This window comes from Streptomyces sp. NPDC052687 (assembly GCF_040678395.1).
Lineage (GTDB): Bacteria > Actinomycetota > Actinomycetes > Streptomycetales > Streptomycetaceae > Streptomyces.
The window spans coordinates 1-25703 of the sequence record NZ_JBFATR010000042.1; the positions used below are offsets into that span (position 1 = coordinate 1).

At 70.5% G+C, this 25703-nt stretch carries 30 protein-coding genes, 1 tRNA gene and 1 riboswitch; of the genes, 20 read left to right on the forward strand and 11 right to left on the reverse strand.

Features of this window, described 5'->3' with window-relative positions; all coding sequences use genetic code 11:
• Both AB0K92_RS26260 and AB0K92_RS26265 read left to right on the forward strand, forming a co-directional pair.
• Positions 1–852, forward strand: an 852-nt coding sequence (locus AB0K92_RS26260; RefSeq protein ID WP_365926718.1) for an RDD family protein, incomplete at its 5' end; no start/stop codon positions are given.
• Between the two features lie 94 nt (positions 853–946).
• Entirely contained in the window at positions 947–1669 is a 723-nt protein-coding gene (locus tag AB0K92_RS26265; protein WP_365926720.1) for an RDD family protein, read from the forward strand.
• Positions 1670–1693: 24 nt separating this feature from the next.
• On the opposite strand, the gene AB0K92_RS26270 is transcribed toward AB0K92_RS26265, so the two are convergent.
• Positions 1694–1954, reverse strand: a complete 261-nt coding sequence (locus tag AB0K92_RS26270) for a hypothetical protein (protein ID WP_365926722.1) — start codon at positions 1952–1954, stop codon at positions 1694–1696.
• Positions 1955–2332: 378 nt separating this feature from the next.
• On the opposite strand from AB0K92_RS26270, the gene AB0K92_RS26275 reads away from it, so the two are divergent.
• Together AB0K92_RS26275 and AB0K92_RS26280 are read left to right on the forward strand one after the other, a co-directional pair.
• A complete protein-coding gene (locus AB0K92_RS26275) occupies positions 2333–4681 on the forward strand; it encodes an immune inhibitor A domain-containing protein (protein WP_365926724.1) in 2349 nt (782 codons plus the stop codon).
• Positions 4682–4802: 121 nt separating this feature from the next.
• Positions 4803–5132: a hypothetical protein gene (locus AB0K92_RS26280; protein WP_165999162.1), complete on the forward strand. Its 330-nt coding sequence runs from the start codon at positions 4803–4805 to the stop codon at positions 5130–5132.
• 14 nt (positions 5133–5146) lie between these two features.
• On the opposite strand, the gene AB0K92_RS26285 is transcribed toward AB0K92_RS26280, so the two are convergent.
• Together AB0K92_RS26285 and AB0K92_RS26290 are read right to left on the reverse strand one after the other, a co-directional pair.
• A complete protein-coding gene (locus AB0K92_RS26285; RefSeq protein ID WP_365926726.1) occupies positions 5147–5737 on the reverse strand; it encodes a nicotinamidase in 591 nt (196 codons plus the stop codon).
• Between the two features lie 113 nt (positions 5738–5850).
• Positions 5851–7197 carry a nicotinate phosphoribosyltransferase gene (locus AB0K92_RS26290; protein ID WP_365926728.1) on the reverse strand — a complete coding sequence of 449 codons (1347 nt, stop codon included), beginning with the start codon at positions 7195–7197 and terminating at the stop codon, positions 5851–5853.
• An 8-nt stretch (positions 7198–7205) separates the two neighbouring features.
• On the opposite strand from AB0K92_RS26290, the gene clpS reads away from it, so the two are divergent.
• The 7 genes from clpS (at position 7206) to AB0K92_RS26325 (ending at position 12005) form a co-directional block, all read left to right on the forward strand.
• Positions 7206–7571 (forward strand): ATP-dependent Clp protease adapter ClpS, encoded by a 366-nt coding sequence (gene clpS / locus AB0K92_RS26295; RefSeq protein ID WP_365926730.1) that lies wholly within the window; start codon positions 7206–7208, stop codon positions 7569–7571.
• Positions 7572–7584: 13 nt separating this feature from the next.
• Positions 7585–8187, forward strand: a complete 603-nt coding sequence (locus AB0K92_RS26300) for a DUF2017 domain-containing protein (protein WP_365926732.1) — start codon at positions 7585–7587, stop codon at positions 8185–8187.
• Between the two features lie 343 nt (positions 8188–8530).
• Positions 8531–9937 (forward strand): amino acid permease, encoded by a 1407-nt coding sequence (locus tag AB0K92_RS26305; RefSeq protein WP_365926734.1) that lies wholly within the window; start codon positions 8531–8533, stop codon positions 9935–9937.
• 146 nt (positions 9938–10083) lie between these two features.
• On the forward strand, positions 10084–10506 hold the full coding sequence (locus AB0K92_RS26310) for a M67 family metallopeptidase (RefSeq protein WP_365926736.1): 423 nt from the start codon (positions 10084–10086) through the stop codon (positions 10504–10506).
• Positions 10507–10585: 79 nt separating this feature from the next.
• Positions 10586–10681 carry a putative leader peptide gene (locus AB0K92_RS26315; RefSeq protein ID WP_312023458.1) on the forward strand — a complete coding sequence of 32 codons (96 nt, stop codon included), beginning with the start codon at positions 10586–10588 and terminating at the stop codon, positions 10679–10681.
• An 88-nt stretch (positions 10682–10769) separates the two neighbouring features.
• A complete protein-coding gene (locus AB0K92_RS26320; RefSeq protein WP_365760479.1) occupies positions 10770–11048 on the forward strand; it encodes a MoaD/ThiS family protein in 279 nt (92 codons plus the stop codon).
• A 6-nt stretch (positions 11049–11054) separates the two neighbouring features.
• Positions 11055–12005 carry a cysteine synthase gene (locus tag AB0K92_RS26325; protein ID WP_365926739.1) on the forward strand — a complete coding sequence of 317 codons (951 nt, stop codon included), beginning with the start codon at positions 11055–11057 and terminating at the stop codon, positions 12003–12005.
• A gap of 70 nt (positions 12006–12075) precedes the next feature.
• Here AB0K92_RS26325 and AB0K92_RS26330 read toward each other — a convergent pair whose 3' ends face one another.
• Entirely contained in the window at positions 12076–12534 is a 459-nt protein-coding gene (locus tag AB0K92_RS26330) for a type II toxin-antitoxin system PemK/MazF family toxin (protein ID WP_365926741.1), read from the reverse strand.
• Positions 12535–12683: 149 nt separating this feature from the next.
• Here AB0K92_RS26330 and AB0K92_RS26335 point away from each other — a divergent pair, with 149 nt between their 5' ends.
• Positions 12684–13436: an MBL fold metallo-hydrolase gene (locus AB0K92_RS26335; RefSeq protein ID WP_365926743.1), complete on the forward strand. Its 753-nt coding sequence runs from the start codon at positions 12684–12686 to the stop codon at positions 13434–13436.
• A 93-nt stretch (positions 13437–13529) separates the two neighbouring features.
• On the opposite strand, the gene AB0K92_RS26340 is transcribed toward AB0K92_RS26335, so the two are convergent.
• Both AB0K92_RS26340 and AB0K92_RS26345 read right to left on the reverse strand, forming a co-directional pair.
• A complete protein-coding gene (locus AB0K92_RS26340) occupies positions 13530–14780 on the reverse strand; it encodes a PTS transporter subunit EIIC (RefSeq protein WP_165999143.1) in 1251 nt (416 codons plus the stop codon).
• Positions 14781–14919: 139 nt separating this feature from the next.
• Complete coding sequence (locus tag AB0K92_RS26345; protein WP_365926745.1) at positions 14920–16209, reverse strand: PTS transporter subunit EIIC; 1290 nt, start codon at positions 16207–16209, stop codon at positions 14920–14922.
• 198 nt (positions 16210–16407) lie between these two features.
• Between AB0K92_RS26345 and AB0K92_RS26350 the strand changes: the two genes are divergently transcribed.
• The 4 genes from AB0K92_RS26350 (at position 16408) to rdgB (ending at position 18677) form a co-directional block, all read left to right on the forward strand.
• Positions 16408–16641 (forward strand): glucose PTS transporter subunit EIIB, encoded by a 234-nt coding sequence (locus tag AB0K92_RS26350; protein ID WP_165999139.1) that lies wholly within the window; start codon positions 16408–16410, stop codon positions 16639–16641.
• A gap of 98 nt (positions 16642–16739) precedes the next feature.
• Entirely contained in the window at positions 16740–17477 is a 738-nt protein-coding gene (rph, locus tag AB0K92_RS26355) for a ribonuclease PH (protein ID WP_365926747.1), read from the forward strand.
• 143 nt (positions 17478–17620) lie between these two features.
• Positions 17621–18019 (forward strand): hypothetical protein, encoded by a 399-nt coding sequence (locus tag AB0K92_RS26360; protein ID WP_365926749.1) that lies wholly within the window; start codon positions 17621–17623, stop codon positions 18017–18019.
• Between the two features lie 52 nt (positions 18020–18071).
• A complete protein-coding gene (rdgB, locus tag AB0K92_RS26365) occupies positions 18072–18677 on the forward strand; it encodes an RdgB/HAM1 family non-canonical purine NTP pyrophosphatase (protein ID WP_365926751.1) in 606 nt (201 codons plus the stop codon).
• Between the two features lie 22 nt (positions 18678–18699).
• Here rdgB and AB0K92_RS26370 read toward each other — a convergent pair.
• From AB0K92_RS26370 to bcp, 4 genes are all read right to left on the reverse strand, one after another.
• A tRNA-Leu gene (locus AB0K92_RS26370) sits at positions 18700–18774 on the reverse strand.
• A 12-nt stretch (positions 18775–18786) separates the two neighbouring features.
• The gene (locus AB0K92_RS26375) at positions 18787–19635 is read right to left on the reverse strand and encodes an HNH endonuclease signature motif containing protein (protein WP_365926753.1); all 849 of its coding nucleotides are present in this window, start codon (positions 19633–19635) and stop codon (positions 18787–18789) included.
• Positions 19632–20255, reverse strand: a complete 624-nt coding sequence (locus AB0K92_RS26380; RefSeq protein WP_365926755.1) for an HNH endonuclease — start codon at positions 20253–20255, stop codon at positions 19632–19634. The genes AB0K92_RS26375 and AB0K92_RS26380 overlap by 4 nt, the downstream gene beginning before the upstream one ends.
• Before the next feature lie 95 nt (positions 20256–20350).
• On the reverse strand, positions 20351–20818 hold the full coding sequence (gene bcp / locus AB0K92_RS26385; RefSeq protein ID WP_365926757.1) for a thioredoxin-dependent thiol peroxidase: 468 nt from the start codon (positions 20816–20818) through the stop codon (positions 20351–20353).
• A gap of 94 nt (positions 20819–20912) precedes the next feature.
• On the opposite strand from bcp, the gene AB0K92_RS26390 reads away from it, so the two are divergent.
• The 3 genes from AB0K92_RS26390 to AB0K92_RS26400 all read left to right on the forward strand — a co-directional run bounded on the left by AB0K92_RS26390 (position 20913) and on the right by AB0K92_RS26400 (position 22124).
• Positions 20913–21242, forward strand: coding sequence for a DUF3618 domain-containing protein (locus AB0K92_RS26390; protein ID WP_365926759.1), 330 nt, complete (start codon positions 20913–20915; stop codon positions 21240–21242).
• 24 nt (positions 21243–21266) lie between these two features.
• The gene (locus AB0K92_RS26395; RefSeq protein WP_165999125.1) at positions 21267–21623 is read left to right on the forward strand and encodes a co-chaperone GroES; all 357 of its coding nucleotides are present in this window, start codon (positions 21267–21269) and stop codon (positions 21621–21623) included.
• Between the two features lie 73 nt (positions 21624–21696).
• Positions 21697–21768, forward strand: a riboswitch (guanidine-III (ykkC-III) riboswitch).
• Positions 21769–21803: 35 nt separating this feature from the next.
• Entirely contained in the window at positions 21804–22124 is a 321-nt protein-coding gene (locus tag AB0K92_RS26400) for an SMR family transporter (RefSeq protein ID WP_365926761.1), read from the forward strand.
• 19 nt (positions 22125–22143) lie between these two features.
• On the opposite strand, the gene AB0K92_RS26405 is transcribed toward AB0K92_RS26400, so the two are convergent.
• Complete coding sequence (locus tag AB0K92_RS26405; RefSeq protein WP_365926763.1) at positions 22144–24543, reverse strand: transglycosylase domain-containing protein; 2400 nt, start codon at positions 24541–24543, stop codon at positions 22144–22146.
• 202 nt (positions 24544–24745) lie between these two features.
• On the opposite strand from AB0K92_RS26405, the gene AB0K92_RS26410 reads away from it, so the two are divergent.
• Positions 24746–25546, forward strand: coding sequence for an ABC-2 family transporter protein (locus AB0K92_RS26410; RefSeq protein WP_365926765.1), 801 nt, complete (start codon positions 24746–24748; stop codon positions 25544–25546).
• The last annotated feature ends 157 nt before the right edge of the window (positions 25547–25703 follow it).

The following is a 25703-nucleotide window of genomic DNA, read 5'->3' on the forward strand; positions in this document are numbered from 1 at the left end:
CCCCTCCCCCACCCCCGTCCCCCCCCGGATCCGGCACTCACCGCGAGTCCCGCCCCCCGCCGGGCCCCCCCCCCGTCCCCCCCCGCCGGCCCCCAGCAGCAACCGGCGGCAGCCCTCCAGCAGCCGCCCGCCGCAGGCACCCCGCAGCCCGCCGCAGGCGCCCAGGCCGCCGCCTTCCCGCAGGCCGCGGCGCAGGTGCCGCAGCAGGCTGCCGCCGCCACGCCGGTGACGGCGGGACCCGGTGGCGGACAGGCCTCCTGGGCGCAGCAGGTGCACCAGCTCGCCGGGGGCGCCGCCGACGATCAGCCGGTCGCGCCGTGGAAGCCCCCGATCGAGGACCTGTTCCAGGCGGCCGCGCGGCGGCAGGCGTCGGCCCGCCCCGCGGGGCTCGGCAAGCGCCTGGTCGCCCGGCTCATCGACACCGTGGTCGTCGCGGGCGTCACGGCCGTCGCCGCGGTGCCGCTCGGCGCCAGGGCGCTGGACCACATCCAGGAGAAGGTCGACCAGGCGAAGCTCTCCGGCCAGACGGTCACGGTGTGGCTGCTGGACGGCACCACGTCGATGTACCTGGGCATCATCCTGGGCGTCCTGATGGTCGCCGGCATCCTCTACGAGGCCCTGCCGGTCGCCAAGTGGGGCCGTACGCTCGGCAAGCGGCTGATGGGCCTGGAGGTGCGGGACATCGAGGCGCACGAGCCCCCGGCGTTCGGCGCGGCCCTGTGCCGCTGGCTGGTGTACAGCGTGCCCGGCATGCTCGGCGTGGGACTCGTCGGCGTGCTGTGGTGCCTGTTCGACAAGCCGTGGCGCCAGTGCTGGCACGACAAGGCGGCGCGGACGTTCGTGGCGGGCTGAGAGCCGGTCACCTCACGGGGCGCGCCCGTCCGGACGTACTCCGGACGGCGGCCCGCCGGATGCGCCGCCGGTGCCTTCGCGGTCCACTCGGGCCATGACCACCGAACCGCCGCCCCCCGGCCCCGACGACCGGCCACCGCAGGACGACCCGTTCAGAAAGCAGCCCCCGCCCGGCGAGGGGGCGGGCTCGCCCCACGGCACCCCGCCCGGCGGCGGCTCGCCGTACGACACCCCGCCGGGCGGCGGCTCCGCGCCCGGCGGCGGCCCGCAGCCACCGCCGTACGGAGGCGGCCCGTACGACGGCGGCCCCTACGGGGGCGGCTACGGCGGCGGCCCCTACGGCGGCGGCCCCGCGGACCCGCTCGCCGGGATGCCCCCGCTCGCCGACAGCGGCAAGCGCACCCTCGCACGGGTGATCGACATGATCCTGGTGGGCGCGGTCGTCGTCCTGCTGAGCTGGCTGTTCGGCGTGGGCGAGTACGACATGGCCGGCGAGGACATCGACACGGCCAGGTCCTTCGGACAGTCCACGATCGCGGCGGTGCTCTACATCGCGTACGACACCCTCATGACCGCGAGGACGGGGCAGACGCTCGGCAAGAAATGGCTGAACATGCGCGTGGCCCAGCTGGACAACGGGGCCACGCCCTCCGTGCAGTCCGCGCTGCTGCGCGCGGCGGTCCTCTGGCTCCCGTTCGCCTTCTGCTGCGCCTGCGTGTGGACGGCGATCACCGGCGGCGTGAGCTTCCTCGACAAGCCCTACAAGCAGGGCCTGCACGACAAGGCGGCCAAGACGGTGGTGGTCAGCACCGACTGACCGCCCGGCCGGGGTGATACGGCGTCAGTTGTCGGTGACGGACGCGGCCGCCACCTTCTCCTGGGCGGCCGGCCGCGGCGCGGGGGAGCCCGGCGCGGTCCGCGAAGCGGTGGCCCCGCGCACCGGGACCGCCAGCGCGACCAGCAGCCCGAGGGCCAGCGCCGCGACGGCGATGAGCGCGATGCCCGCTGCCGAACTCGCCCCGGACAACAGCAGCATGGCGAGCGTGGAGAGGATCACGGTGCAGGAGCCGTAGGCGAGCTGTGCGGCGGTCGGACGACGCATGGCAATCGGTGTCCTCGGGATCGGGGGGCTCCCCCTGTGCCTCTCGCCGTGGGGGAGGTGCGGACAGGCATATGTGTTCGGCAGTGTTCGTCAATCTATTCGCCTGCATGCCCGAGCGGAACGAAGCGTAAGCGTGAGATGACCAACAGTGCCGGAGCGCGGGGGGCGCATCGAGTCATGCCCGAGGCCCGGAACGTTCGCTGAGCGGAAGCGGAACACCGCATAGTGCACTTGACCTGTGCAAGTCAAGACCTGTCTTTTCCGGGCAACCTCTAGTCCAATGTCGTCACTTGACTACACGCGTCGAACACGCGTGCGCGGACACCCGACGACCAGGACCCTTCCTTCCGCGCGCCCGGACGCGGGGGAGGATCTCAAGTGACCAGCAGACCCTGGACGTTCCGAGCCGCCGCGACCGCGGTGGCGCTCGCGGCGGTCACCACCGGCATCTCGACCTACGGCGTGGCCCAGGCCGACCCGGCCGGCCCGGCCGCGAAGCCCGCCGCCGTCGACCGGCAGGACCCGGCGGCCACGAGGGCCCACCAGGAGCACGACCTGGAAGGCCCGTTCACCAAGACGCAGGAAGCCCAGCGCGAAGAGGCCCTGAAGCAGGTCATAACGGGCGAGGCCGAGATACAGAAGCGCGACGGCTCCCAGGTCGTCGAGCTGACCGGCCGCAAGGGCCAGAGCAAGTACGTCGAGCTGGGCCGGGAGAAGACCGACAAGATCTTCACCATCCTGGTCGAGTTCGGCGACAAGACCGACCCCCGCTACGGCGGCACCCCCGGCCCGCTGCACAACCAGATCGCCGCGCCGGACCGCACCAAGGACAACAGCACGGCCTGGCAGCCGGACTACGACCGCGAGCACTACCAGAACCTGTACTTCGGTGACGGCACCGACTCGATGAAGACCTACTACGAGAAGCAGTCCTCGGGCCGCTACTCCATCGAGGGCGAGGTCTCCGACTGGGTCAAGGTCCCCTACAACGAGGCCCGTTACGGCTCCAACAAGTGCGACCCGGACAACTGCGCCTGGTACGCGGTGCAGGACGGCGTGACCGCCTGGGCCGAGGGGCAGAAGGCCGCCGGCAAGACGGACGCCGAGATCAAGGCCAAGCTCGCCGAGTACGACCAGTGGGACCGCTACGACTTCGACGCCGACGGCGACTTCAACGAGCGCGACGGCTACATCGACCACTTCCAGATCGTGCACGCCGGCGAGGACGAGTCCGCGGGCGGCGGCGCGCAGGGCGAGGACGCGATCTGGGCGCACCGCTGGTACGCCTTCGGCACCGACCAGGGCGCCACCGGCCCCGACTTCAACAAGCTCGGCGGCACCCAGATCGGCTCCACCGGTATCTGGGTCGGCGACTACACCATCCAGCCGGAGAACGGCGGACTCGGCGTCTTCGCCCACGAGTACGGCCACGACCTCGGCCTGCCGGACCACTACGACACCCACGGCGGCGAGAACTCCACCGGGTTCTGGACCCTGATGTCCTCCGGCTCCTGGCTCGGCCGGGGCCAGGGCACCATCGGCGACCTGCCCGGCGACATGACCGCCTGGGACAAACTCCAACTGGGCTGGCTCGACTACGACACGGCCAAGGCCGCCACCAAGTCGAAGCACAAGCTGGGCGTCGCCGAGTACCACACCAAGAACCCGCAGGCGCTCATCGTGACCCTGCCGCGCAAGCAGGTCACGACCGAGATCGTCACCCCGGCCGAGGGCACGAAGCAGTGGTGGAGCGGCAGCGGTGACGACCTGCGCAACACCCTGACCCGCTCGGTCGACCTGACCGGGAAGAAGTCGGCGGCGCTGACCCTCGACGGCTGGTACGAGATCGAGAAGGACTACGACTACCTCTACACCGAGGTGTCCACCGACGGCGGCGCCACCTGGACCGCCCTGGACGGCACGGTGGGCGGCCGGCCCGTCCCGCGCGACGGCAGCGGCAAGCCGGCCCTGACCGGCACGGTCGACGGCTACCAGAAGCTGGCGTACTCCCTGGACGCCTACGCGGGCAAGAAGATCGACCTGCGCTTCCGCTACCAGAGCGACGGCGGCGTGGCGCTGAAGGGCTTCGCGGCCGACGGCATCACGGTCACGGCCGACGGCACCGCGCTGTTCACGGACAACGCCGAGGGCGACGACGCCGGGTGGGCGAAGAAGGGCTTCTCCCGCATCGGGGCGACCTTCACCGAGGAGTACGACCAGTTCTACATCGCCGAGAACCGGCAGTACGTGTCGTACGACAAGACCCTGAAGTCGGGGCCGTACAACTTCGGTTTCGCGAGCCGTCCGGACTGGGTGGAGCACTACCCGTACCAGAACGGCCTGTTGATCTGGAAGTGGGACACCTCGCAGAAGGACAACAACACCAGCGAGCACGAGGGCGTCGGCCTGCTGCTCCCGGTGGACTCCCACCCGGCGCCGCTGAAGTGGTCCGACGGCACGCTGATGCGCAACCGCGTCCAGTCCTACGACGCGCCGTTCAGCCTGTACCGCACCGACGGCATCACCCTGCACAAGGCGGACGTCGCGACCCGGATCCCGTCGTCGAAGGGCGTGCCGGTCTTCAACGACCACACCAGCACCTACTACGACGAGTCCACCCCGACCGCGGGCGTCAAGATCACTGACACCAACACCAAGATCAGGATCCTCAAGGAGGCCCTCGACGGCTCCACGATCAAGGTCGAGGTCGGCCCCGCGGTGAAGTAGTCAGTATTTCCGCAGGTCAGAGGCGTATCGGCGGCAACCCCTTGGCGGGTTGCCGCCGATCGTGTTCAGATGCGTCCTGTGGTTTTCTTATTGACACCGGCTGACACGGGGATGTGACCGCATGGCCGCAGGAGGTTTCTGCAAGCTGCCGAACGGCTCGGTGGTGGTGGCACTGAACCTGCCCAGCCCCGCCGCCGACAGCCCCGGCAGCGTCCGGGTCCTCGTCCACGCCCAGAACCGGGCGCGCGCCCTGACCAGGCTGCGCAACCTGGGGCTGCGCGCGGTCTACCTGCGGGGCAACGCCGCCCCGCCGAGCCCGGACGAGATCACCGCCGTCCTCCACCACCCCGACGGCCTGATATGGCGCACGGCCCCCGACAACGGTGTCGCGGCCATGGAACTCTGGCGCCCGATCCGCTCCCTCCTGGGCCGGCCCACGGCCCCGGCGTAGGACCCCTTCGGGCCCTAACCGGAGACCACCGGCTTGCCGGTCAGTTCCACGCCCGCCTCCCGCAGCTCCTCCAGGGCCCGGTCGACGCTGTCCTGGTTCACGCCGGCGGTGAGGTCGAGGAGGACCTGGGTGCGGAAGCCCTCGCGGGCGGCGTCCAGGGCGGTGGCCTTCACGCAGTGGTCGGTGGCGATGCCGACCACGTCGACCTCGTCGATCTGCCGGGCCCGCAGCCACTCGGCGAGCGGCACCCCGTTCTCGTCGGCGCCCTCGAACCCGCTGTACGCCGCCGAGTACGCCCCCTTGTCGAACACGGCGTCGATCGCGCCGGAGGCGACGGCGGGCGCGAAGTTCGGGTGGAAGCCGACGCCCTCGGTGCCCGCGACGCAGTGCGCGGGCCAGGAGTCGACGAAGTCGGGGTCGTCCGCGAAGTGGCCGCCGGGCGCGATGTGGTGGTCGCGGGTGGCCACCACGTGCCGGTACCCGGCGGGAGCCTGCCCGATCAGCTCGGTGATCGCGGCGGCCACATCGGCACCCCCGGCCACCGGGAGGCTGCCCCCCTCGCAGAAGTCGTTCTGCACGTCTACGACGATCAAGGCGCGGCGCATGGTCGGTGTCCTTCGGCTATGGGGGTCTCGGAGGTCCGCAGATGAACCTCCGAGCCTAGAGACTTCGGTCGCGGTGCGGGAGGGGGCACCGGGGGCGTACGGGCGGCCAGGGGTCAGCTGCCCGCCTCGCCGTGCACGTATTCCGTCGGAATGACGGGTTCCCCACGGGAGAGCTGGGTAGCGGACAGCGGCAGACCGGCTCGTGCGGCGGCATGGCGCCGGCGCGGGACGTCCAGCGGCTCCCGTGCGACCACCTGACCGCCCTTGACCAACTGCACGAGCAGCTGCCGGTCGGCCAGCGCGTCCGGCACCGGCCCGGTGCCCACCACCTCGGCCTCCGCGACGCCCTGCGCGTCGACGCGCCGCGCCGCCCACTTGCGGCCGCCCACGGAGGTCTTGCCGCCGGTGGACTTCTTCGCCACCGGCACCAGCGGCGCCTGCGGGTCGGCGGACTCGGCGCGCGCGACCAGCTTGTAGACCATCGAGGCCGTCGGGTAGCCGGACCCGGTGACCAGCTGGGTGCCCACGCCGTACGCGTCCACCGGCGCCGCCGCCAGCGACGCGATGGCGTACTCGTCGAGGTCCGACGTCACGATGATCTTGGTGTTCACGGCGCCCAGCTCGTCCAGCTGCTGCCGCACCCGGTGCGCGACCAGCAGCAGGTCGCCCGAGTCGATCCGCACCGCGCCCAGCTCGGGACCGGCGACCTCCACGGCCGTACGCACGGCCTCGGTGACGTCGTAGGTGTCCACCAGCAGGGTCGTGCCGCGGCCCATCGACTCCACCTGGGCCCGGAACGCGTCGCGCTCGCGGTCGTGCAGCAGGGTGAAGGCGTGCGCGGAGGTGCCGACGGTGGGGATGCCGTAGCGGAACCCGGCCGCGAGGTCGGAGGTGGAGGCGAAGCCGCCGACGTAGGCCGCGCGCGCGGCGGCGACCGCCGACAGCTCGTGGGTGCGGCGGGCGCCCATCTCGATCAGCGGGCGCTCCCCGGCCGCGGAGGACATCCGGGAGGCCGCCGCGGCGATCGCCGAGTCGTGGTTGAGGATGGAGAGGATCACCGTCTCCAGCAGCACGCACTCCCCGAAGGTGCCCTCGACCCGCAGGATCGGCGAGCCCGGGAAGTACACCTCGCCCTCGGGGTAGCCCCAGATGTCCCCGCTGAAGCGGTAGTCCGCGAGCCAGTCGAGGGTCTCCTCGCCGACGATGCCGCGCTCGCGCAGGAAGCCCAGGACGCCCTCGTCGAAGCGGAAGTTCTCGACCGCGTCCAGCACCCGCCCGGTGCCCGCGACCACACCGTAGCGGCGCCCGTCCGGGAGCCGCCGGGTGAAGACCTCGAACACGCTGCGCCGCCCGGCGGTGCCCGCCCGCAGGGCGGCCTGGAGCATCGTCAGCTCGTACTGGTCCGTGAAGAGCGCCGTCGACGGAACGTTCACCGGCAGCCCAAGGTCTGCTGTGTTCATGCCCACGGATGCTACTCCTATTTCGTCAGTGTGACGATTTCTGCTGGCCGTGGCAGCATGGTCATGTGACGTCAGCCGCTCCCATCGAGATCGAACGCACCGAGTCGGCGGAGGAGGTCTCCGCCGTTCCCGAGCCCGACGTCCCCTGGGTCACGATCGTGCACAACGACCCGGTCAACCTCATGAGCTACGTGACGTATGTCTTCCAGACGTACTTCGGCTACTCCAAGGACAAGGCCACCAAGCTCATGCTCGACGTCCACCACAAGGGCCGGGCGGTCGTCTCCAGCGGGAGCCGCGAGGAGATGGAGCGCGACGTGCAGGCGATGCACGGCTACGGTCTGTGGGCCACCCTCCAGCAGGACCGGAAGTAGCGACCTCAGACCCATGCCCGGAACCTTCGAACCGCTCCCCGGCGGCGGCGCGGCCGTCGCCCTCGACGACGTCGAGATCTCCATCATCCGCTCGCTGGCCGTCCAGCTGCTGGAGCTCATCGGCCCCGGCCCCGCCGAGGACGCCTCCGGCGACCCGCTCGCCGAGCTGTTCGCCGAGGGCCCGAGCGAGCCGCCCGCCGACCCCGTGCTGCGCCGCCTCTTCCCGGACGCCTACCGCGACCCGGAGGGCACCCCCGACCCGCGCGCGGCCGAGGAGCAGAAGGCGTACTCCGCCGAGTTCCGCCGCTACACCGAGAACGACCTGCGGGCCGGCAAGCGCGACAACGCCCTCGCGGTGATCCGCTCCCTCGACGCGCTGACGCCCGCCGGGGACACCGGCGCGGTGCTGAAGCTGTCCCCGGAGGAGTCCCGCCGGTGGCTCGGCGCCCTCAACGACCTGCGCCTGGCCATCGGCTCCCGGCTGGACATCACTGACGAGGACGACACCGACCGGCTGTACCGGCTGCCGGACGAGGACCCGCGCAAGCCGATGGTGATGGCGTATCTGTGGCTGGGCGGGCTCCAGGAGACCCTCGTCTCGACCCTGATGCCCTGATTGCCCTCGCGGGGGTGTTCGCTCAGCGGACGATCAAATCCGGATAACGATCCTGTTACCGCCGTCGAGGCCTATGCGCCTCGGTGTTCCCTTTGTCCGCTTCTCCCTATGGTGTGCGCCACACGTCCCGCCGGTGATCAATGGTGCGGGCGTGATAAATCTTCTCGACCGCCCGGCGAACACCACCCATGTGCGCCGGGTGCGCCACCGAGCCGACAACCGTCGGCCAGGCAAGAGCGGCCCCTGGCGGGGAACCCGCTCAGCTCCATCAATCCGGGGGGATCGTGACCCGATCCGGGGCCGACGAGAGGCCCGGGTCGGTATGGAGAAAGGCGCACCACACATGACCTCTGTGCAGGTCGACAAGGAGAACACCTCCGAAGAGGGGTACGAGCGGGGCCTCGGCAGCCGGCAGATCCAGATGATCGCCATCGGCGGAGCCATCGGCACCGGACTCTTCCTCGGCGCGGGCAAGGGCATCTCGAAGGCCGGGCCCAGCCTCATCCTGGCGTACGCCATCGCGGGCCTCGTCATCTTCTTCATCATGCGCGCGCTCGGCGAGCTGCTGATGTACCGCCCCGTGTCCGGCTCCTTCTCGGAGTACGCACGCGAGTTCATCGGCCCCTTCGCGGGCTTCGTGACGGGATGGACGTACTGGCTCTTCTGGGTCGTCACCGGCATCACCGAGGTCACCGCCGCGGCGGCCTACATGACGTACTGGTGGGACATCCCGCAATGGGTGTCCGCCCTGATCTTCACGATCATCCTGTACGGCGCGAACCTCATCTCCGTGAAGCTCTTCGGTGAGCTGGAGTTCTGGTTCTCGATGGTCAAGGTCACCGCCATCATCGGCATGATCCTGATCTGCGCCGGCATCCTGACGATCGGCTTCTCGGACGCCGGCGACACCGCGTCGCTGACCCACCTGTGGAGCAACGGCGGCTTCTTCCCGCACGGCGTCGGCGAGTCCCTGATGACCCTCCAGATGGTCATGTTCGCCTTCCTCGCCGTCGAGCTGGTCGGTGTGACCGCGGGCGAGTCCAAGGACCCGAAGACCGTGCTGCCCAAGGCGATCAACACCGTGCCGTGGCGCATCGCCGTCTTCTACGTCGGCGCCCTGATCATGATCCTGTCGGTCGTGCCGTGGACCCACTTCCAGCCCGGCGTGAGCCCCTTCGTGGCCGCCTTCGAGAAGATGGGCCTGGCCGCCGGCGCGGGCATCGTGAACTTCGTCGTCCTCACCGCCGCCCTGTCGTCCTGCAACTCCGGCATGTACTCCACCGGCCGCATGCTGCGCGACCTGGCGCTGAACAACCAGGGCCCGAAGCTGTTCACCAAGCTGACGCCCAAGGGTCTGCCGCTGGTCGGCACCACGTTCTCGGCCGCGCTGATGATGGTCGGCGTCTGGATCAACTACCAGTGGCCGGGCAAGGCGTTCGACTACGTCGTCTCCTTCGCCACCATCTCCGGTATGTGGGCCTGGATCATGATCCTGGTCTCCCAGATCCGCTACCGTGCCAAGGCCGACCGCGGCGAGCTGCCCCGCTCGGAGTTCCGGGCCCCCGGCGCCCCGTTCACCAGCTGGTTCGCCCTGGCCTTCATCGGCATGGTGATCGTGCTCATGGGGATCGACAAGGACGCCCGGATCTCGCTGTACTGCGCCCCGGTGTGGGCCCTGATCCTCGGCGTCAGCTACCTCGTGCTGAAGAGCCGCAACCCGGAGGCGGCGGCCTTCCACAAGCGCGGCTGACCAGCGCGGCGGACCCTCTCCGAGGACGCCCAGCCGCAGGGGGTACTCGTGGCACTCCCTGCGGCTGCCGCTCAGGGCGTCCGGCATGTGGGCCGTTCCGTACCAACCCTCGGTACGGAACGGCCCTTCTGCTTATCCTGACGGACATGCTGACCATCACCCAGGCCCTGTACGACCAGATCGTCGCCCACGCGCGCAAGGACCACCCCGACGAGGCGTGCGGCGTGGTGGCGGGCCCGGCCGGCTCGGACCGCCCCGAGCGCTTCATCCCCATGCTGAACGCGGCCATGTCGCCCACGTTCTACGAGTTCGACTCGGGCGACCTGCTCAAGCTCTACCGCGAGATGGACGACCGCGACGAGGAACCGGTGGTCATCTACCACTCCCACACCGCGACCGAGGCCTACCCGTCCCGCACGGACATCTCCTACGCCAACGAGCCCGGCGCCCACTACGTCCTCGTCTCCACCGCCGACACCGACGGCCTGGGCGAGTTCCAGTTCCGCTCCTACCGGATCGTGGACGGCGAGGTCACGGAGGAGGAGGTCAGGGTCGTAGCGGCGTACTGATCCCAGCATGCGGCCGGAATGCGTCCGGCATGTGGGATCACACTCCGGAAGCCCGACCGGGAATCGATACGATGAGCCCATGGTTCTGTACGACGTGAGCGAGAAGGCGCCGAGCATCCTGCTCGTGGCGCGGCTGCACGTCGATCTGTGCAGGCTGAACAGCGCCATCTGTTGACATTTCCTGCCACCGTACGGCCGTGAGCCGCGGCGCGTCCGCGCGCGCCCACACACCCGACGACACCTTCCGACAGGAGCCCTGAGCCATGGCCATCGAGGTCCGCATCCCGACCATCCTCCGCCAGTACACCGACGGTCAGAAGGCGGTGGAGGGCAGCGGTGACACCCTCGCCGAGCTGTTCGCCGACCTCGAGACCCGGCATGCGGGCATCCAGGCCCGGATCGTGGACGGCGACCAGCTCCGCCGCTTCGTCAACGTCTACCTGAACGACGAGGACGTCCGCTTCCTCGACGGCATCAACACCAAGCTCGCCGACGGCGACAACGTCACCATCCTGCCGGCCGTGGCCGGCGGCATGGCCTGACCGGCGATGCGGTACGACTCCCCGCTGGCCGCGGTCGGCAACACCCCCCTGGTGCGCCTGCCGCGGCTGTCGCCGTCCGCCGACGTCCGCATCTGGGCCAAGCTGGAGGACCGCAACCCCACCGGCTCGGTCAAGGACCGCCCCGCCCTGCACATGATCGAGCAGGCGGAGAAGGACGGCCGGCTGACCCCGGGCTGCACCATCCTGGAGCCCACCTCCGGCAACACCGGCATCTCCCTCGCCATGGCGGCCAAGCTCAAGGGCTACCGCATGGTCTGCGTGATGCCGGAGAACACCTCCCAGGAGCGGCGGGACCTGCTCGGCATGTGGGGCGCCGAGATCATCTCCTCGCCCGCCGCGGGCGGCTCCAACACCGCCGTGCGCGTCGCCAAGGAACTGGCCGCCGAGCACCCCGACTGGGTGATGCTCTACCAGTACGGCAACCCGGACAACGCGGGCGCCCACTACGCGACCACCGGCCCGGAGATCCTCGCCGACCTGCCCTCCATCACCCACTTCGTGGCGGGCCTCGGCACCACCGGCACCCTCATGGGCGTCGGCCGCTACCTGCGCGAGCACAAGCCGGACGTGAAGATCGTCGCCGCCGAGCCGCGCTACGACGACCTGGTCTACGGCCTGCGCAACCTCGACGAGGGCTTCGTCCCCGAGCTGTACGACGCCTCCGTGCTGACCAGCCGCTTCTCGGTCGGCTCCGCCGACGCGGTCACCCGCACCCGGGAACTCCTCCAGCAGGAGGGCATCTTCGCGGGCGTCTCCACCGGCGCCGCCCTGCACGCGGCGATCGGCGTCGGCCGCAAGGCGCTGAAGGCCGGCGAGAGTGCGGACATCGTCTTCGTCGTGGCCGACGGCGGCTGGAAGTACCTGTCGACCGGCGTCTACACGGCGGCGACGACGGAGGAAGCGATCGAGAGGCTGCAGGGCCAGCTCTGGGCGTGACCAGAGCCCCGCAAGGGGCGCGGGGAACCGCGCGACGAGCCCGCACCGGCCCGCGCCCGCACGACGACCGCTACCTGGTCAGGTGACGGACCTGGTCCCACAGGACCGGGTCCACCACCCCCACCCTGCGCCGGAAGTCCCCGACCGGGACCTCGCACAGCTCGTCCGTCTCCAGGAAGCCCGCCCGTCCCTCGGTGTCGCCCACGGCACCCGGCGGCAACGGCACCACACCGGCCCGCTCGTCCCGGTACCCGCTGGTGATCTTCGCGACGCGCGCCCGCCGCCCCCGCACCGACAGCACCAGACAGGGCCCGTCCGCCCACCAGATCTCCGCCGGCCGCGGCCGGGCACCCTCGTCCCGCCCCCGCGACCGGTTCCCGCTCGGGCGCCGCCGCCCCCAGCCGCACACGAGCACGGCGACGAGCGCGAGCAGCACCACCGCCGCCGGCGCCGGCCACCAGGACGTGTCCGTACGGACGACGTTACCGGCGCACGCCCGCACCCGCGCGCCCTGCACAGCGCCGCCCACCCCCCGCCGTCCAGCCGAACCGGTGACAACACAGGTGAGTTCGCCCACAACGGCGACTGCCGAAGGAGCGACCGCAGGATTTGCGCCGTACGCTCGACGGACCGCACGACCCCCGTTTCTCACCACCCGCCAGCGGAGGTTTCTGCTTCATGAAGCTCACCGTCGTCGGCTGCTCGGGGTCGTTCCCGTCCGCGGAATCGGCCTGCTCGAGCTACCTCGTCGAGGCCGACGGCTTCCGGCTGCTCCTCGACATGGGCAACGGCGCCCTGGGCGAGCTGCAGCGCCACTGCGGTCTCTACGACCTCGACGCGATCTTCCTGAGCCATCTGCACGCCGACCACTGCATCGACATGTGCGCGTACTTCGTCGCGCGCTACTACCGCCACGACGGCGGCCGCTGCGACCCGATCCCCGTCTACGGCCCCGAGGGCACCGAACACCGGCTGACCACCGCGTACGCCGACACCCCGTCGGCGTCCTCGATGAGCGAGGTCTTCGACTTCCACACGGTCAAGCCGTCGACCTTCGAGATCGGCCCCTTCACCGTGCACACCGAGCGCGTGGCGCACCCCGTGGAGGCCTACGGCATCCGCATCGAGCACGCCGGCCGCGTCCTGACGTACTCCGGCGACACCGGGGTGACCCCGGTGCTGGACGAACTCGCCCGCGACGCCGACCTCTTCCTGTGCGAGGCGGCGTTCACGCACGGCAAGGAGTCCATCCCCGACCTGCACCTCAACGGCCGCGAGGCGGGCGAGACGGCGACCCGGGCGGGCGCCCGCCGCCTGGTCCTCACCCACATCCCCCCGTGGACCGACCCCCAGGCCAACCTGACCGACGCGCGAGCGGTGTACGCCGGTCCGGTGGAACTGGCGGTGCCCAGGAGGTCGTACGAGATCTGACCGGGCGTACGCGCTCTCGAGCCGTACGGCATGACGAAGGCCCCCGGAACCTGGTCGGTTCCGGGGGCCTTCGTCATGCCCTACGGGCGGGACTCACGCCTTCGTGAGGTCCTCGACCTCCTCCTCGGGCTCACGGCCCGGCGTGGCGAGGTTGAACTTGATGATCGCGAACCGGAAGGTCACGTAGTAGACCGCGGCGAAGACCAGACCGATCGGGATGATCATCCATGGCTTGGTGGCCAGGTTCCAGTTGAGGAAGTAGTCGATCGCGCCGGCCGAGAAGCTGAAGCCGTGGTGCACGCCCAGCGCCCAGGTGACGGCCATGGACACGGCGGTCAGGACCGCGTGGATGACGTACAGCACCGGCGCGATGAACATGAACGCGAACTCGATCGGCTCGGTGATGCCGGTGACGAACGAGGTCAGCGCCAGCGAGAGCATCATGCCGCCGACGGCCTTGCGGCGCTCGGGGCGGGCGCAGTGCGTGATCGCCAGGGCGGCGGCCGGCAGCGCGAACATCATGATCGGGAAGAAGCCGGTCATGAACTGACCCGCCGTCGGGTCACCGTGGAAGAAGCGCGGCAGGTCACCGTGCCAGACTGCACCCGCGGAGTCCTTGAAGGAGCCGATCTCCTGCCAGGCCACCGTGTTGACGAACTGGTGCATGCCCACGGGAAGGAGCGCACGGTTGATCGCGCCGAAGATGCCCGCGCCGGCCGCGCCGAGCCCGGTCATCCACTCGCCGAAGTCGGTGATGACCCCGCCGATGGGCTCCCACACCAGGCCGAAGACGACGCCGACGGCGGTGCCGATGAAGGCCATCAGGATGGGCACGAGCCGGCGGCCGTTGAAGAAGCCCAGCCAGTCGGGCAGCTTGGTGCGGTGGTAGCGCTGCCAGACGACCGCGGCTATCAGGCCCATGATGATGCCGCCGAAGACCTTGGGGTCGTTGTAGGTGGCGGCGACGTCCGCGCCCTTGGTGACCTTCGCCTCGGTGATCGGGAACGCGGTCAGGACGTTCTTGTAGACGAGGAAGCCCACCAGCGCGGCGAGGGCGGTCGAGCCGTCGGCCTTCTTGGCGAATCCGATGGCGATGCCGACGCAGAACAGCAGGGGCAGGTTCGCGAAGACGGCGTCGCCGGCCGTGGCGAACACGTCCGCCACCTTGCCCCAGCCCAGGCCGTCCTTGCCGAAGACGTCCGGCTGGCCGAGTCGCAGCAGGATGCCCGCGGCCGGGAGGACGGCGATCGGGAGCTGCAGACTGCGGCCGACCTTCTGAAGGCCCTGGAAAAGGCCGGATCCCCACTTCTTCGTGGGGGCCGCCGTAGAGGTGGCGGTGCTCATAGACTTCCTCCATCGGGTGGTGGTCTACACCACTCAGTGGTGTAGACCTGTTGTAGCACGATGAAGGAGGGATAAGGAACCCGCGATTCCTGTCACGGATCGGCTACTTGATGTGGCTGTGACCTAGGTGTTTCCCGGCTCAGACCTTCGCCGCGTCCTCCACTTCCTCCGCCGGCTCCCGGCCCGGCGTCTTGAGGTCGAATTTCGTGATCGCGAAACGGAAGATCGCGTAATACACGGCGGCGAACACCAGCCCGATCGGAATGATCAGCCACGGTTTCGTCGCCAGATTCCAGTTGATGACGTAGTCGATCAGCCCCGCGGAGAAGCTGAAGCCGTCCTTGACCCCCAGCCCCCACGTCACCGCCATCGACACCCCGGTCAGCACCGCGTGGATCGCGTACAGCACCGGCGCGATGAACAGGAACGAGTACTCGATGGGCTCGGTGATGCCGGTCACCAACGACGTCAGCGCCACCGACAGCATCAGACCACCGACCTCCTTGCGGCGCTCCGGCCGCGCGCAGTGCGTGATCGCCAGAGCCGCCGCCGGCAGCGCGAACATCATGATCGGGAAGAAGCCCGAGGTGAACTGGCCGGCGTCCGGGTCGCCCGCCAGGAACATGTTGATGTCACCGTGCACCTCGGTCCCGTCCGGCCTGGTGTACGTGCCGAACTGGAACCAGATGGGCACGTTCAGGAACTGGTGCAGCCCGATCACCAGCAGCGCCCGGTTGGCCACCCCGAAGACACCCGCGCCCCACGCGCCCAGGCCGCTCATCCAGTCGCTGAAGCTCTCCAGCGCGTCACCGATCGGCGGCCACACCCACAGACACAGCGCCGCGAACGCGATCGCCACGAACGCCATGATGATCGGCACCAGCCGGCGGCCGTTGAAGAAGCCGAGCCAGTCGACCAGCCGGGTGCGGTGGTAGCGCTGCCAGAAGAACGCCGCCAGCAGCCCCATCACGATCCCGCCGAACACCCCGGGATTCTGGTACGTGAACGCGCTCACCGTCCCGTCGACCGCCCCCTGGCACCCGATGTTCGGCACCGGCCTCGTGCCCGCCGGACAGTCCTCCGGGAACTGCCGCAGCACGTTGTAGTAGACGAGGAACCCCGCCACCGCCGCGAGCGCCGTCGACCCGTCCGCCTTCTTCGCCATGCCGATGGCCACCCCGACGCAGAACAGCAGCGGCAGCCCCAACGCGCTGTCCAGCAGCGCACCGCCCGCCCCGTTCATCACCTTGGCCACATCGGTCCAGCCCAGCCCGTCCTCGCCGAACACGTCCGGCTGCCCGAGCCGGTTGAGGATGCCCGCGGCCGGCAGCACGGCGATCGGCAGCTGAAGGCTGCGGCCCATCTTCTGCAGGCCCTGGAACACCGAGTTCCAGCGCGCGGGGGCGGGACGGACGGCGTCGGCACTCATGGATGTCCTTCCGAGCGGTTTGGCGACCGTCTGTCAGGTGGTGTAGACCAGTCTGGGACGATGGTGTTGCCGTGACGTCATCCTGCGGTCGACACCGCCCGAACGCTCGCGAAGTTGGGCCGACTGTGGGTTACTGCGACAAAGCGGTAAACCGTGGTGGAAAACGGCGCACATCCTGCCGGATCAGGGAGAAAGAACATGGCCAGCAAGGCTGAGAAGATCGTTGCCGGGCTCGGCGGCATCGACAACATCGAGGAGATCGAAGGCTGCATCACCCGGCTGCGGGTCGAGGTCGGCGACGGCTCGCTGGTCGACGAGGCCGCCCTCAAGGGCGCCGGCGCCCACGGTGTGGTCAAGATGGGCACCGCCATCCAGGTCGTCATCGGCACGGACGCCGACCCGATCGCCGCGGAGATCGAAGACATGATGTGAGCCACGCTCACCGCCGAAGGGGCCCCATCCCACCCAGGGAGGGGCCCCTTCCGCGCACAGGGGGAAGGAGCCCCTCCCCCTGCGGCTAGGCTCGACCCATGTCTCGAATCGACGGCCGCACCCCCGAACAACTCCGCCCGGTCACCATCGAACGCGGCTGGAGCAAGCACGCCGAGGGCTCCGTCCTCGTCTCCTTCGGCGACACCAAGGTCCTGTGCACCGCCTCCTTCACCGAGGGAGTCCCGCGCTGGCGCAAGGGCAGCGGCGAAGGCTGGGTCACCGCCGAGTACTCCATGCTGCCCCGCGCCACCAACACCCGCGGCGACCGGGAGTCCGTCAAGGGCAGGATCGGCGGCCGTACGCACGAGATCTCCCGCCTCATCGGCCGCTCCCTGCGCGCCGTCATCGACTACAAGGCGCTCGGCGAGAACACCGTCGTCCTCGACTGCGACGTCCTCCAGGCCGACGGCGGCACCCGCACCGCGGCCATCACCGGCGCGTACGTCGCCCTCGCCGACGCCATCCACTGGGCCCAGGGCAAGAAGCTGATCAAGCCCACGCGCAAGCCGCTCACCGGCAGCGTCGCGGCCGTCTCGGTCGGCATCGTCGCCGGCGTACCCCTGCTCGACCTCTGCTACGAGGAGGACGTGCGCGCCGAGACCGACATGAACGTCGTCTGCACCGGCGACGGACGCTTCGTCGAGGTCCAGGGCACCGCCGAGGCCGAGCCGTTCGCCCGCGACGAGCTGAACGCGCTGCTCGACCTCGCGGTCGCCGGCTGCACCGAACTCGCGGCGGCGCAGCGCGCGGCGCTCGACACGCTCGCCGAAAAGTAAAAGACGCACAAAAACCGGTGCTCGGCGCGGGCAACCGCGCGAGGTGCCACCGCGTCTTCGAAGGTACGGGCGCACAGCTTCGACCCTGTGCGCCCGGCCGGAACCACCGGGCCGTCCGGCCCGAGCGAGGGAGGGACCGTTCCATGGCCGGAAGCCGCCGACGCCGCACCGCCGCCATCGCCGCCACCCTGGCGGCGGTCGCGCTGACCGCCGGACTCACCACCGGCTGCGACGCCGTCGACAAGGCGCTGGACTGCGTCCAGACCGCCGACGCCATCGCCGACAGCGTCACCGACCTCCAACAGGCGGTCGACGGCGCGGCCAACGACCCGACCCAGCTCGAGGAATCCCTCGACTCGATCGAGAAGAACCTCGGCGAGATCGGCGACAAGACGGACAACGCCGACGTCGGCAAGGCCGTCGACGACCTCCAGCAGGCCGTGGACAACGTCCGCGCGTCCGTCGAGAACGGCGACGCGACCCCCGACATCACCCCGGTCACCGACGCGGCCGGCGAACTCACCAAGGTCTGCACCCCGTAAGGCGGCCGGGCCTCGGCAGGCGGCTCAGGGCGGCCCCGCGATACTGGTCGCCATGACCCGCTTGATCCTCGCCACCCGCAACGCCGGAAAGATCACCGAGCTGAGGGCGATCCTCGCCGACGCCGGACTGCCCCACGAACTCGTCGGCGCCGACGCTTTCCCCGACGTCCCCGACGTCAGGGAAACGGGCGTGACGTTCGCCGAGAACGCCCTGCTGAAGGCCCACGCCCTCGCCCGGGCGACGGGCCTGCCCGCGGTCGCCGACGACTCCGGCCTCTGCGTCGACGTCATGAACGGCGCCCCCGGCATCTTCTCCGCCCGCTGGGCCGGCCGCCACGGCGACGACAAGGCCAACCTCGACCTGCTCCTCGCCCAGCTCTCCGACATCGCCGACGAACACCGCGGCGCCCACTTCGCCTGCGCCGCCGCCCTCGCCCTGCCCGACGGCACGGAACGAGTGGTCGAGGGCCGCCTGCACGGCGTCCTGCGCCACGAGCCCGCCGGCACCGGCGGCTTCGGCTACGACCCGATCCTCCAGCCCGAGGGCGAGACCCGCACCTGCGCGGAACTGACCCCGGACGAGAAGAACGCCATCAGCCACCGCGGCAAGGCGTTCCGGGCACTGGTACCGGTGGTGCGGGAACTGCTCGGGGAGTGAGCCCGGCGAAGGGGGCGTTGGGTGGGCCCGGTGGGACTCGAACCCACGACACACCGGACCTAAACCGGCGCCCTCTAGCCAGCTGGGGTACGGGCCCAACGCCGTTACTCTACTGGTCGCGCGGGTCCCTCATGCGACGTGGTCGGGAGTAAGTCCGCGTCTGGCTGTGACAGGACGGACACAGGTACCTCAAGTTCTCCCGCCGGTTGTCCAGGCCGTCGCCGTTGATGTGGTCGATCTCCAGCACGAGTCTCTTGCCCTGCCAGGTGTCACCGAGGCCGCATTCCGCGCAGACGCGGGGTTCGCCGAGGTCGTCGAGGGCGCGGCGCAGGAGAGCGGTCTTCGTCCTCGGTGCGCCTGGCGGCAGCGCCCGAAGGATCTCGTCGGGGGATCGGCGACGGGGTGAGACGACTCCTCTGCGATGGCCCTGACCGGTGAAGTGGGTGGTGGAGACGCGATGTTCCTCCAGGCTCTGCTTCACCCGCCGGCGGTTGCTGCCGTTGTCCGGCAGACCGAGTGCGCCCAGGAGACCGGCAAGACTGCTCGACGCGGCCGTGGCGGACCTGAGCGCTTCCGCCGGGATGAGCCGTGCGGGCTGTCCTCGTCCTGCCGTGAAGTGGCTGATGTCGATGTCCCAGTGAGCGAGCTTCTTCCGGAGATGGCTGTACAGGCTGTCGCTCGGTGGCACACCCAAGTGGTCGAACAGCTCACGCATGCTGGTCGAGCGGGCCGCCGCCTCGGCGAGGGCATCGCGCGTATAGGCGCTCCTCGGCCGGGTGGGCAGGGGCTCGTGGACGAAGTGGGAGACGTCGATGTCGTAGTGGGCGAGCCGCTTGCGTACGTAGCGCACGGTCTGGCTGGTCAAGGGCGCGTCCAGGCGGCGCAGCAGGTCGACCAGGCTGGTGGCGACGGCCGCCCTGGTGGCCAGGGTCTCGCGGGGGAAGCGCGCCCGGTTCATGTCCGCCTCCGCTTGCGCCCGCGGTAGGTGTCGGTGACCGAGTGGCAGTTGGGACAGAGCAGACGCAGGTTCTCCGGCCGGTTGTCCCACCAGTTCCCGTTGACGTGATCCACCTCGAGGGTGAGCGGTCTGCCGTTCCACTCGGGGCCCGTGCCGCACTGGGAGCAGCACTCCTCCCGCCCGGTCCGCAGCAGCTCCCGGCGGAGCCGCTCACCGGAGATCCGCCCTGCGTCGGGGGTGCCCAGACGGAGGCGGGTGCCAGGCGGCCCGTCGTCCGGAACCGTCCGGACCGGCGCGAAGTGGGAGGTGTCGATACCGAGGGCCGCTACCCTGCGTGCGATGTGCGTCTGGTTGCCGCCGACCTGGGCGAGGCCCAGGTGCCGTACGACGCCGCGCATGCTGCTCGACGCGGCGACGGCGGCGCGCAGGCGCTCTTCCGTGTGGCGGGCCTGGTTCGTCGCGAGGTGGGTGATGTCCACGCCCGCCTCGGCCATCTTCCGGCGCAGGTACCTTCGCGTGCCCGGCGTCGGGCGTCCTCCGCACCAGCGGACCGCATCATCGATGTGCCGTGTCTCGCGAGCCGCCTCTTCGAGCAGCTCGCGGGTGTACCTGGCGCCCATGCCCACCCCCGGATCGGCCAAGCGTTCCCTTCTCGCACGGATCAACGACCCGAGTCGCAGGAGGTCACGCCTGGCCCTTCGGGGGCGCGGGTGGGTCAGATGCCCAGGTCCTTGATGATCTTTGCGACGTGGCCGGTGGCCTTGACGTTGTAGAGGGCTCGTTCGACCTTGCCGTGCTCGTCGACGACGACCGTGGAGCGGATGACGCCGACGACGGTCTTGCCGTAGAGCTTCTTCTCGCCGTAGGCGCCGTAGGCCTCCAGGACCTGCTTGTCGGGGTCGGCGAGGAGGGTGACCTGGAGGGATTCCTTGTCGCGGAACTTGGCGAGCTTCTCGGGCTTGTCGGGGGAGATGCCGATGACGTCGTAGCCCGCGCCGGCCAGGAGGTCCAGGTTGTCGGTGAAGTCGCAGGCCTGCTTGGTGCAGCCGGGGGTGAGGGCGGCCGGGTAGAAGTAGACGATGACCTTGCGGCCCTTGTGGTCCGACAGGGAGACCTCGCGGCCGTCGGCGTCGGGGAGGGTGAAGGCGGGGGCGGTGTCCCCGGGCTGAAGTCGCTCGCTCATCCGGCTAGCGTAACCGGGGGTGCTGACAGTGCGGCGGGACGCTGAGCTGACAGACTGTCCGGAACAGGCAAACGCAGACTTCGGAGGCCGTACGGTGGCGGACACGGCGGACACCAGAACCCCCGCGCAGATCGAGGCGGACATCAAGCGCCGCCGCGAGGCGCTGGCCGAGACGCTCGACGAGATCGGGGTGCGGGTGCACCCGAAGACCATCGTCGGCGATGCCAAGGCGAAGGTCGTCAGCAATATCGATCACACGCTCGGGCGGGCGTATGTGCAGGTCAATCGGGTCGTGACGGACGTCAAGGCCTCGTTCGTCGATGACGAGGGGGCGCCGCGGCTGGAGCGGGTCGTGCCGGTCGCGCTGGTCGCCGTCGCGTTCGTCGGGGTCCTCGTCCTCGGGACCCGGCGGCGCAGGGGCTGAGGCGGGACAGGTAGGTTCGAAGGCGTGAGCGCCAAGAGAGACGACCAGAGCATCCCACACGACAAGCTGCCCATCCGTATGCTGCACGACCGCGTGCTCGTGCGGCAGGACAACAGCGAGGGTGAGCGGCGTTCCGGCGGCGGCATCCTGATCCCCGCCACGGCGGCCGTCGGCAGGCGGCTGGCCTGGGCGGAGGTCGTCGCGGTGGGGCAGAACGTACGGACCGTGGAGCCGGGAGACCGGGTGCTCTACGACCCCGAGGACCGCGCCGAGGTCGAGGTGCGCGGTGTGCCGTATGTGCTGATGCGCGAGCGCGATCTGCACGCCGTGGCCGCGGACCGGTTCGAGGGGTCCGAGGATTCCACGGGGCTGTACCTGTAGATCCGGCGGATCGGCGGCAAGCGGTACCAGGGGCCGGTGACGACAGCCACCGGCCCCTGTTCCGTGCCCTTCGGCGGTCCCTTGCCGGCGTGGAAGGGCACCCGACGAGACGCGCCGTACCGGGTCAAGGCAAAGACGACGCACCCCGTTGCCGCGACACACGTCTCCCGGAGGTGCCCCATGGCCTGGGTCCTGCTCGTCCTCGCCGGTCTGCTGGAGGTCGGCTGGGCGATCGGCATGAAGTTCACCGACGGCTTCACCCGTCTCGTCCCCAGCCTGTTCACCGGCGCCGGCATCGTCGCCAGCATGCTGCTGCTGTCCTGCGCCGCCCGCTCCCTGCCCATCGGCACCGCCTACGGCGTCTGGGTCGGCATCGGCGCGGCCGGGTCGGCGGTGCTCGGCATGGTGGTGCTGGGGGAGCCGGCGACCGCCGCCCGGATCTTCTTCGTCTGTCTGCTGCTGGTGGCCGTGGTGGGGCTCAAGGCGACCTCCGGTCACTGAGCCCCGCCCGGCAGCGGCGTCACTGTCTGCGAGTGCCGCCCGTCGTGCCCGCCGCCACCCCCGACGTCGTGCCGGTGGTGCCGCCCGTCGTGCCGCCGGTGGTGCCGCCGTCCGCGGCGCCGCCGGTCGTCGCGTCACCGGTCGTGCCGCCGTCACCCGTCGTGCCGCCGTCGCCGGTGGTGCCGCCGTCCCCGGTGGTGCCGCCGTCGGTCGGGGTGCCGCCGGTCGTCGTGTCGCCCGTCGCACCGCCGTCCGCGGTGGCGCCGTCCGTCGCGCCGCCCTGCGTCTGGCCCTCGGTGCCCTCGTCCTCCTCGCCGGTGGCGTCCGGGGAGGCCGCGTCGCTCGGCTCCTGCGTGCCCGGCTCCTCACTGGCCGGCGGGGCGCTCGGGTAGACCCACTCCTCGGAGCCGTCCTGGAGCTCCAGGTTGAACTCGGTGGGCGGCGTGCCCTTCAGGGCGTCCTTGGTGAACTGCGCCCAGATCTCCGCGGGCGCCCCGCCGCCGTTGATCCGGTCGAGGCCCATCGCGCCGTACAGCGACTTGTGCTCGGCGGTGACCGGGTCCTGGCCCATCACGGCGACGACGGTGGCCAGGTCGGGGGTGTAGCCCGCGAACCAGGCGGCGCGGTCCTCCTCGGCGGTGCCGGTCTTGCCGGCGGCGGGGCGGCCGGCGGCGAGCGCGGCCTGTGCGGTGCCGTTCTCGACGACGCTCTGCAGGACCGAGGTGGTGGTGTCGGCGGCGGCGCGGCTGACCGCCTGGCGCGTCTTGCGCTCGGGGAGCCGGATCTCGACGCCGTCCTTGGTGATCTCCTCGATCATGGTGTACGTGCCGTGCTCGCCGTGGTTGGCGAGGGTGGCGTAGGCCTCGGCCATGTCGAGGACGCTGGCCGTGGCCGTGCCCAGCGCGATGGACGGGCCGGGGGACATGTTGGGGGTGCTCTCGGGCAGGCCGAGGTCGATCGCGGTCTGCTTGACCTTGTCGGAGCCGACGTCGACGGCCATCTGCGCGTACACCGAGTTCACGGACTTGTCGGTGGCCTCGCGGACGCTGATGTCGCCGTAGTCGACGTGGTCCTCGTTCTCGGGGGCGTAGTAGCCGCCGTCCCAGCCCTGCACGGGGCGCCGGCTGGTGCCGTCGTAGACGGTGTTCGGGGTGATGGGGCGGCCGTCCTGGGTGGTGGAGTCGTTCTCGACGGCCGAGGTGAACACGAACGGCTTGAAGGTGGAGCCGACCTGGAAGTCGCGGCGGGTGGCGTTCGGCGTGTACTGCTTCACGTAGTCGATGCCGTTGTACATCGCGACGACCTTGCCGGTCTTCGGGTCGACGGCGGCGCCGCCCGCGCGGACGTAGGTGTCGACCTTGTTGTTCTTCTTGTCCAGCTTGTCCATCAGCCGGTCGTTGACCGCCTTCACGAAGGCGTCCTGCTTGGACTTGTCCAGGGTGGTGGTGATGCGGTAGCCGCCCGCGTCGAGGGAGGCCTCGTCGACGATGCCGTTGTCGACCAGGTAGTCCTTCACGATGCGCACCACGTAGCCGCGCTGCCCGGACAGGCCGGTGGAGACGGTGGTCTCCTTCGGCATCGGGAACGTCATCCCGGCCCGCTCCGACCGGCTCAGCCAGCCCTCCTTGACCATGCCGTCCAGCACGTAGTTCCAGCGGGACTCGGCGAACTTGCGGTTCTCCGGGTGCGCGACGACGTCGTACTGGCTGGGCGCGTTCAGCAGCGCCGCCAGGTAGGCGCCCTGGGCGGCGTCCAGGTCGGCGGCGTCGACGCCGTAGTAGGCCTGCGCGGCGGCCTGGACGCCGTACGCGTTGCGGCCGAAGTAGCTGGTGTTGAGGTAGCCCTCGAGGATGTCGTCCTTGCTCTTCTCCTGGTCCAGCTTGATCGCGATGAAGAACTCCTTCGCCTTGCGGGTGAGCGTCTGCTCCTGCGCGAGGTAGTAGTTCTTCACGTACTGCTGGGTGATCGTCGAGCCGGACTGCTTGCCCTTGCCGGTGGCGGTGTTCCACGCGGCGCGCAGCATCGCCTTGGGGTCGACCGCCGACTCCGAGTAGAAGTCGCGGTCCTCGGCGGCCAGCACGGCGTGCTGGGCGTCCTTGGAGATCTGCGCGAGGGTGACGTTCTCCCGGTTGACCTCGCCGTCGCGGGCGAGCTGGCTGCCGTCGGCGTAGAGGAACACGTTGCTCTGCTTGACCGCGAGGGCGTTGGCCGGCGGGATCTTCACCAGCGAGTAGCCGAGGAAGAACAGCCCGCCCAGCAGGAGAAGGCCGATCACGAAGGTGCCGAGCACCATCCGCCAGGTGGGGATGATCCGGCGCCAGCCGGTGCGCCGGGGCCGCTTGCCCTCGCCGTCCCCCGGCTCGCCTCCCGGCCCGCCCTCGTTCGGCTGCTGCGCCTGCGGCTGCGGCTCGTCGCTCATGTCGTGCACGGACTCCTGTTCGCGCGTACGTCTCCGCACGCCTCGTACGTCTGTTGCGCCCCCGCGGATGAAGACTCCCGCGCCGCGCGTTCCGTTCCCGGATCACCGCATCCGGTCTGCCGGAAATCGCCTGGCAGGCCCGGCCGCCCGGCCGCTAGGCTCCTGCGCTTCGGTGCCGGGCGGGCCGGGGAGGGCGGTTGGTGTGGGTGCGGGACGGTTGTACGGCGCCGTCGCTGCTGGGGCTTTCCGACGGTACGCGACGTATCGGGCGGCCACGGCCGCCGGGGTCTTCGCGAACACCGTCTTCGGGCTCATTCTCGTCTACACCTACCTCGCGCTGTGGGACGAGAGACCGCGGCTCGGCGGCTACGACCAGGCGCAGGCCGTCACCTACGTGTGGCTGGGGCAGGCGCTGCTCGCGGCGGCCGCGATCGGGGGCGGCGGGTTCGAGGACGAGCTGATGGAGCGCATCCGTACGGGTGATGTCGCCATCGACCTGTACCGCCCGGCCGATCTGCAGCTGTGGTGGCTGGCCTCGGACCTGGGGCGGGCCGGGTTCCAGCTGCTGGGGCGCGGGGTGGTGCCGTTCGCGTTCGGGGCGGTGTTCTTCGAGGTCGCGCTGCCGTCGGAGCCGCTCAGGTGGGCGGCGTTCCTGGTGGCGGTGGTGCTGGGGGTCGTGGTCGGGTTCGGCATCCGCTACCTGGTGGCGCTGAGCGCGTTCTGGCTGATCGACGGCACGGGTGTGGTGCAGATGTCGTGGCTCGCCGGGTTCTTCTGCTCGGGGATGCTGCTGCCGCTGAACGTCTTCCCGGGGGAGCTGGGGGAGGTCGTACGGGCGCTGCCCTGGTCCTCCCTCCTGCAGGCGCCCGCGGACGTGCTGCTGGGCACGGCGGACCCGCTGCCCACGTTCGCCTTCCAGGCGGCGTGGGCGGTGGCGCTGCTGGCGCTGGGCCGGCTGGTGCAGTCGGCGGCGACGCGGCGGGTGGTGGTGCAGGGTGGGTGAGCGCCCGGTCAGGGACGGGGGAGCGGTTTCCGGCGGGGCTGGGGGCGGGGTCTTCGGCGGAGGCGCGCCCGGAAGCGACGGGGGCGGGGTCTTCGGCGGGGGCGAGCCCGGAAGCGACGGAGGCGGGGGTGCGCCCGGAAGCGACGAGGGCGGGGCC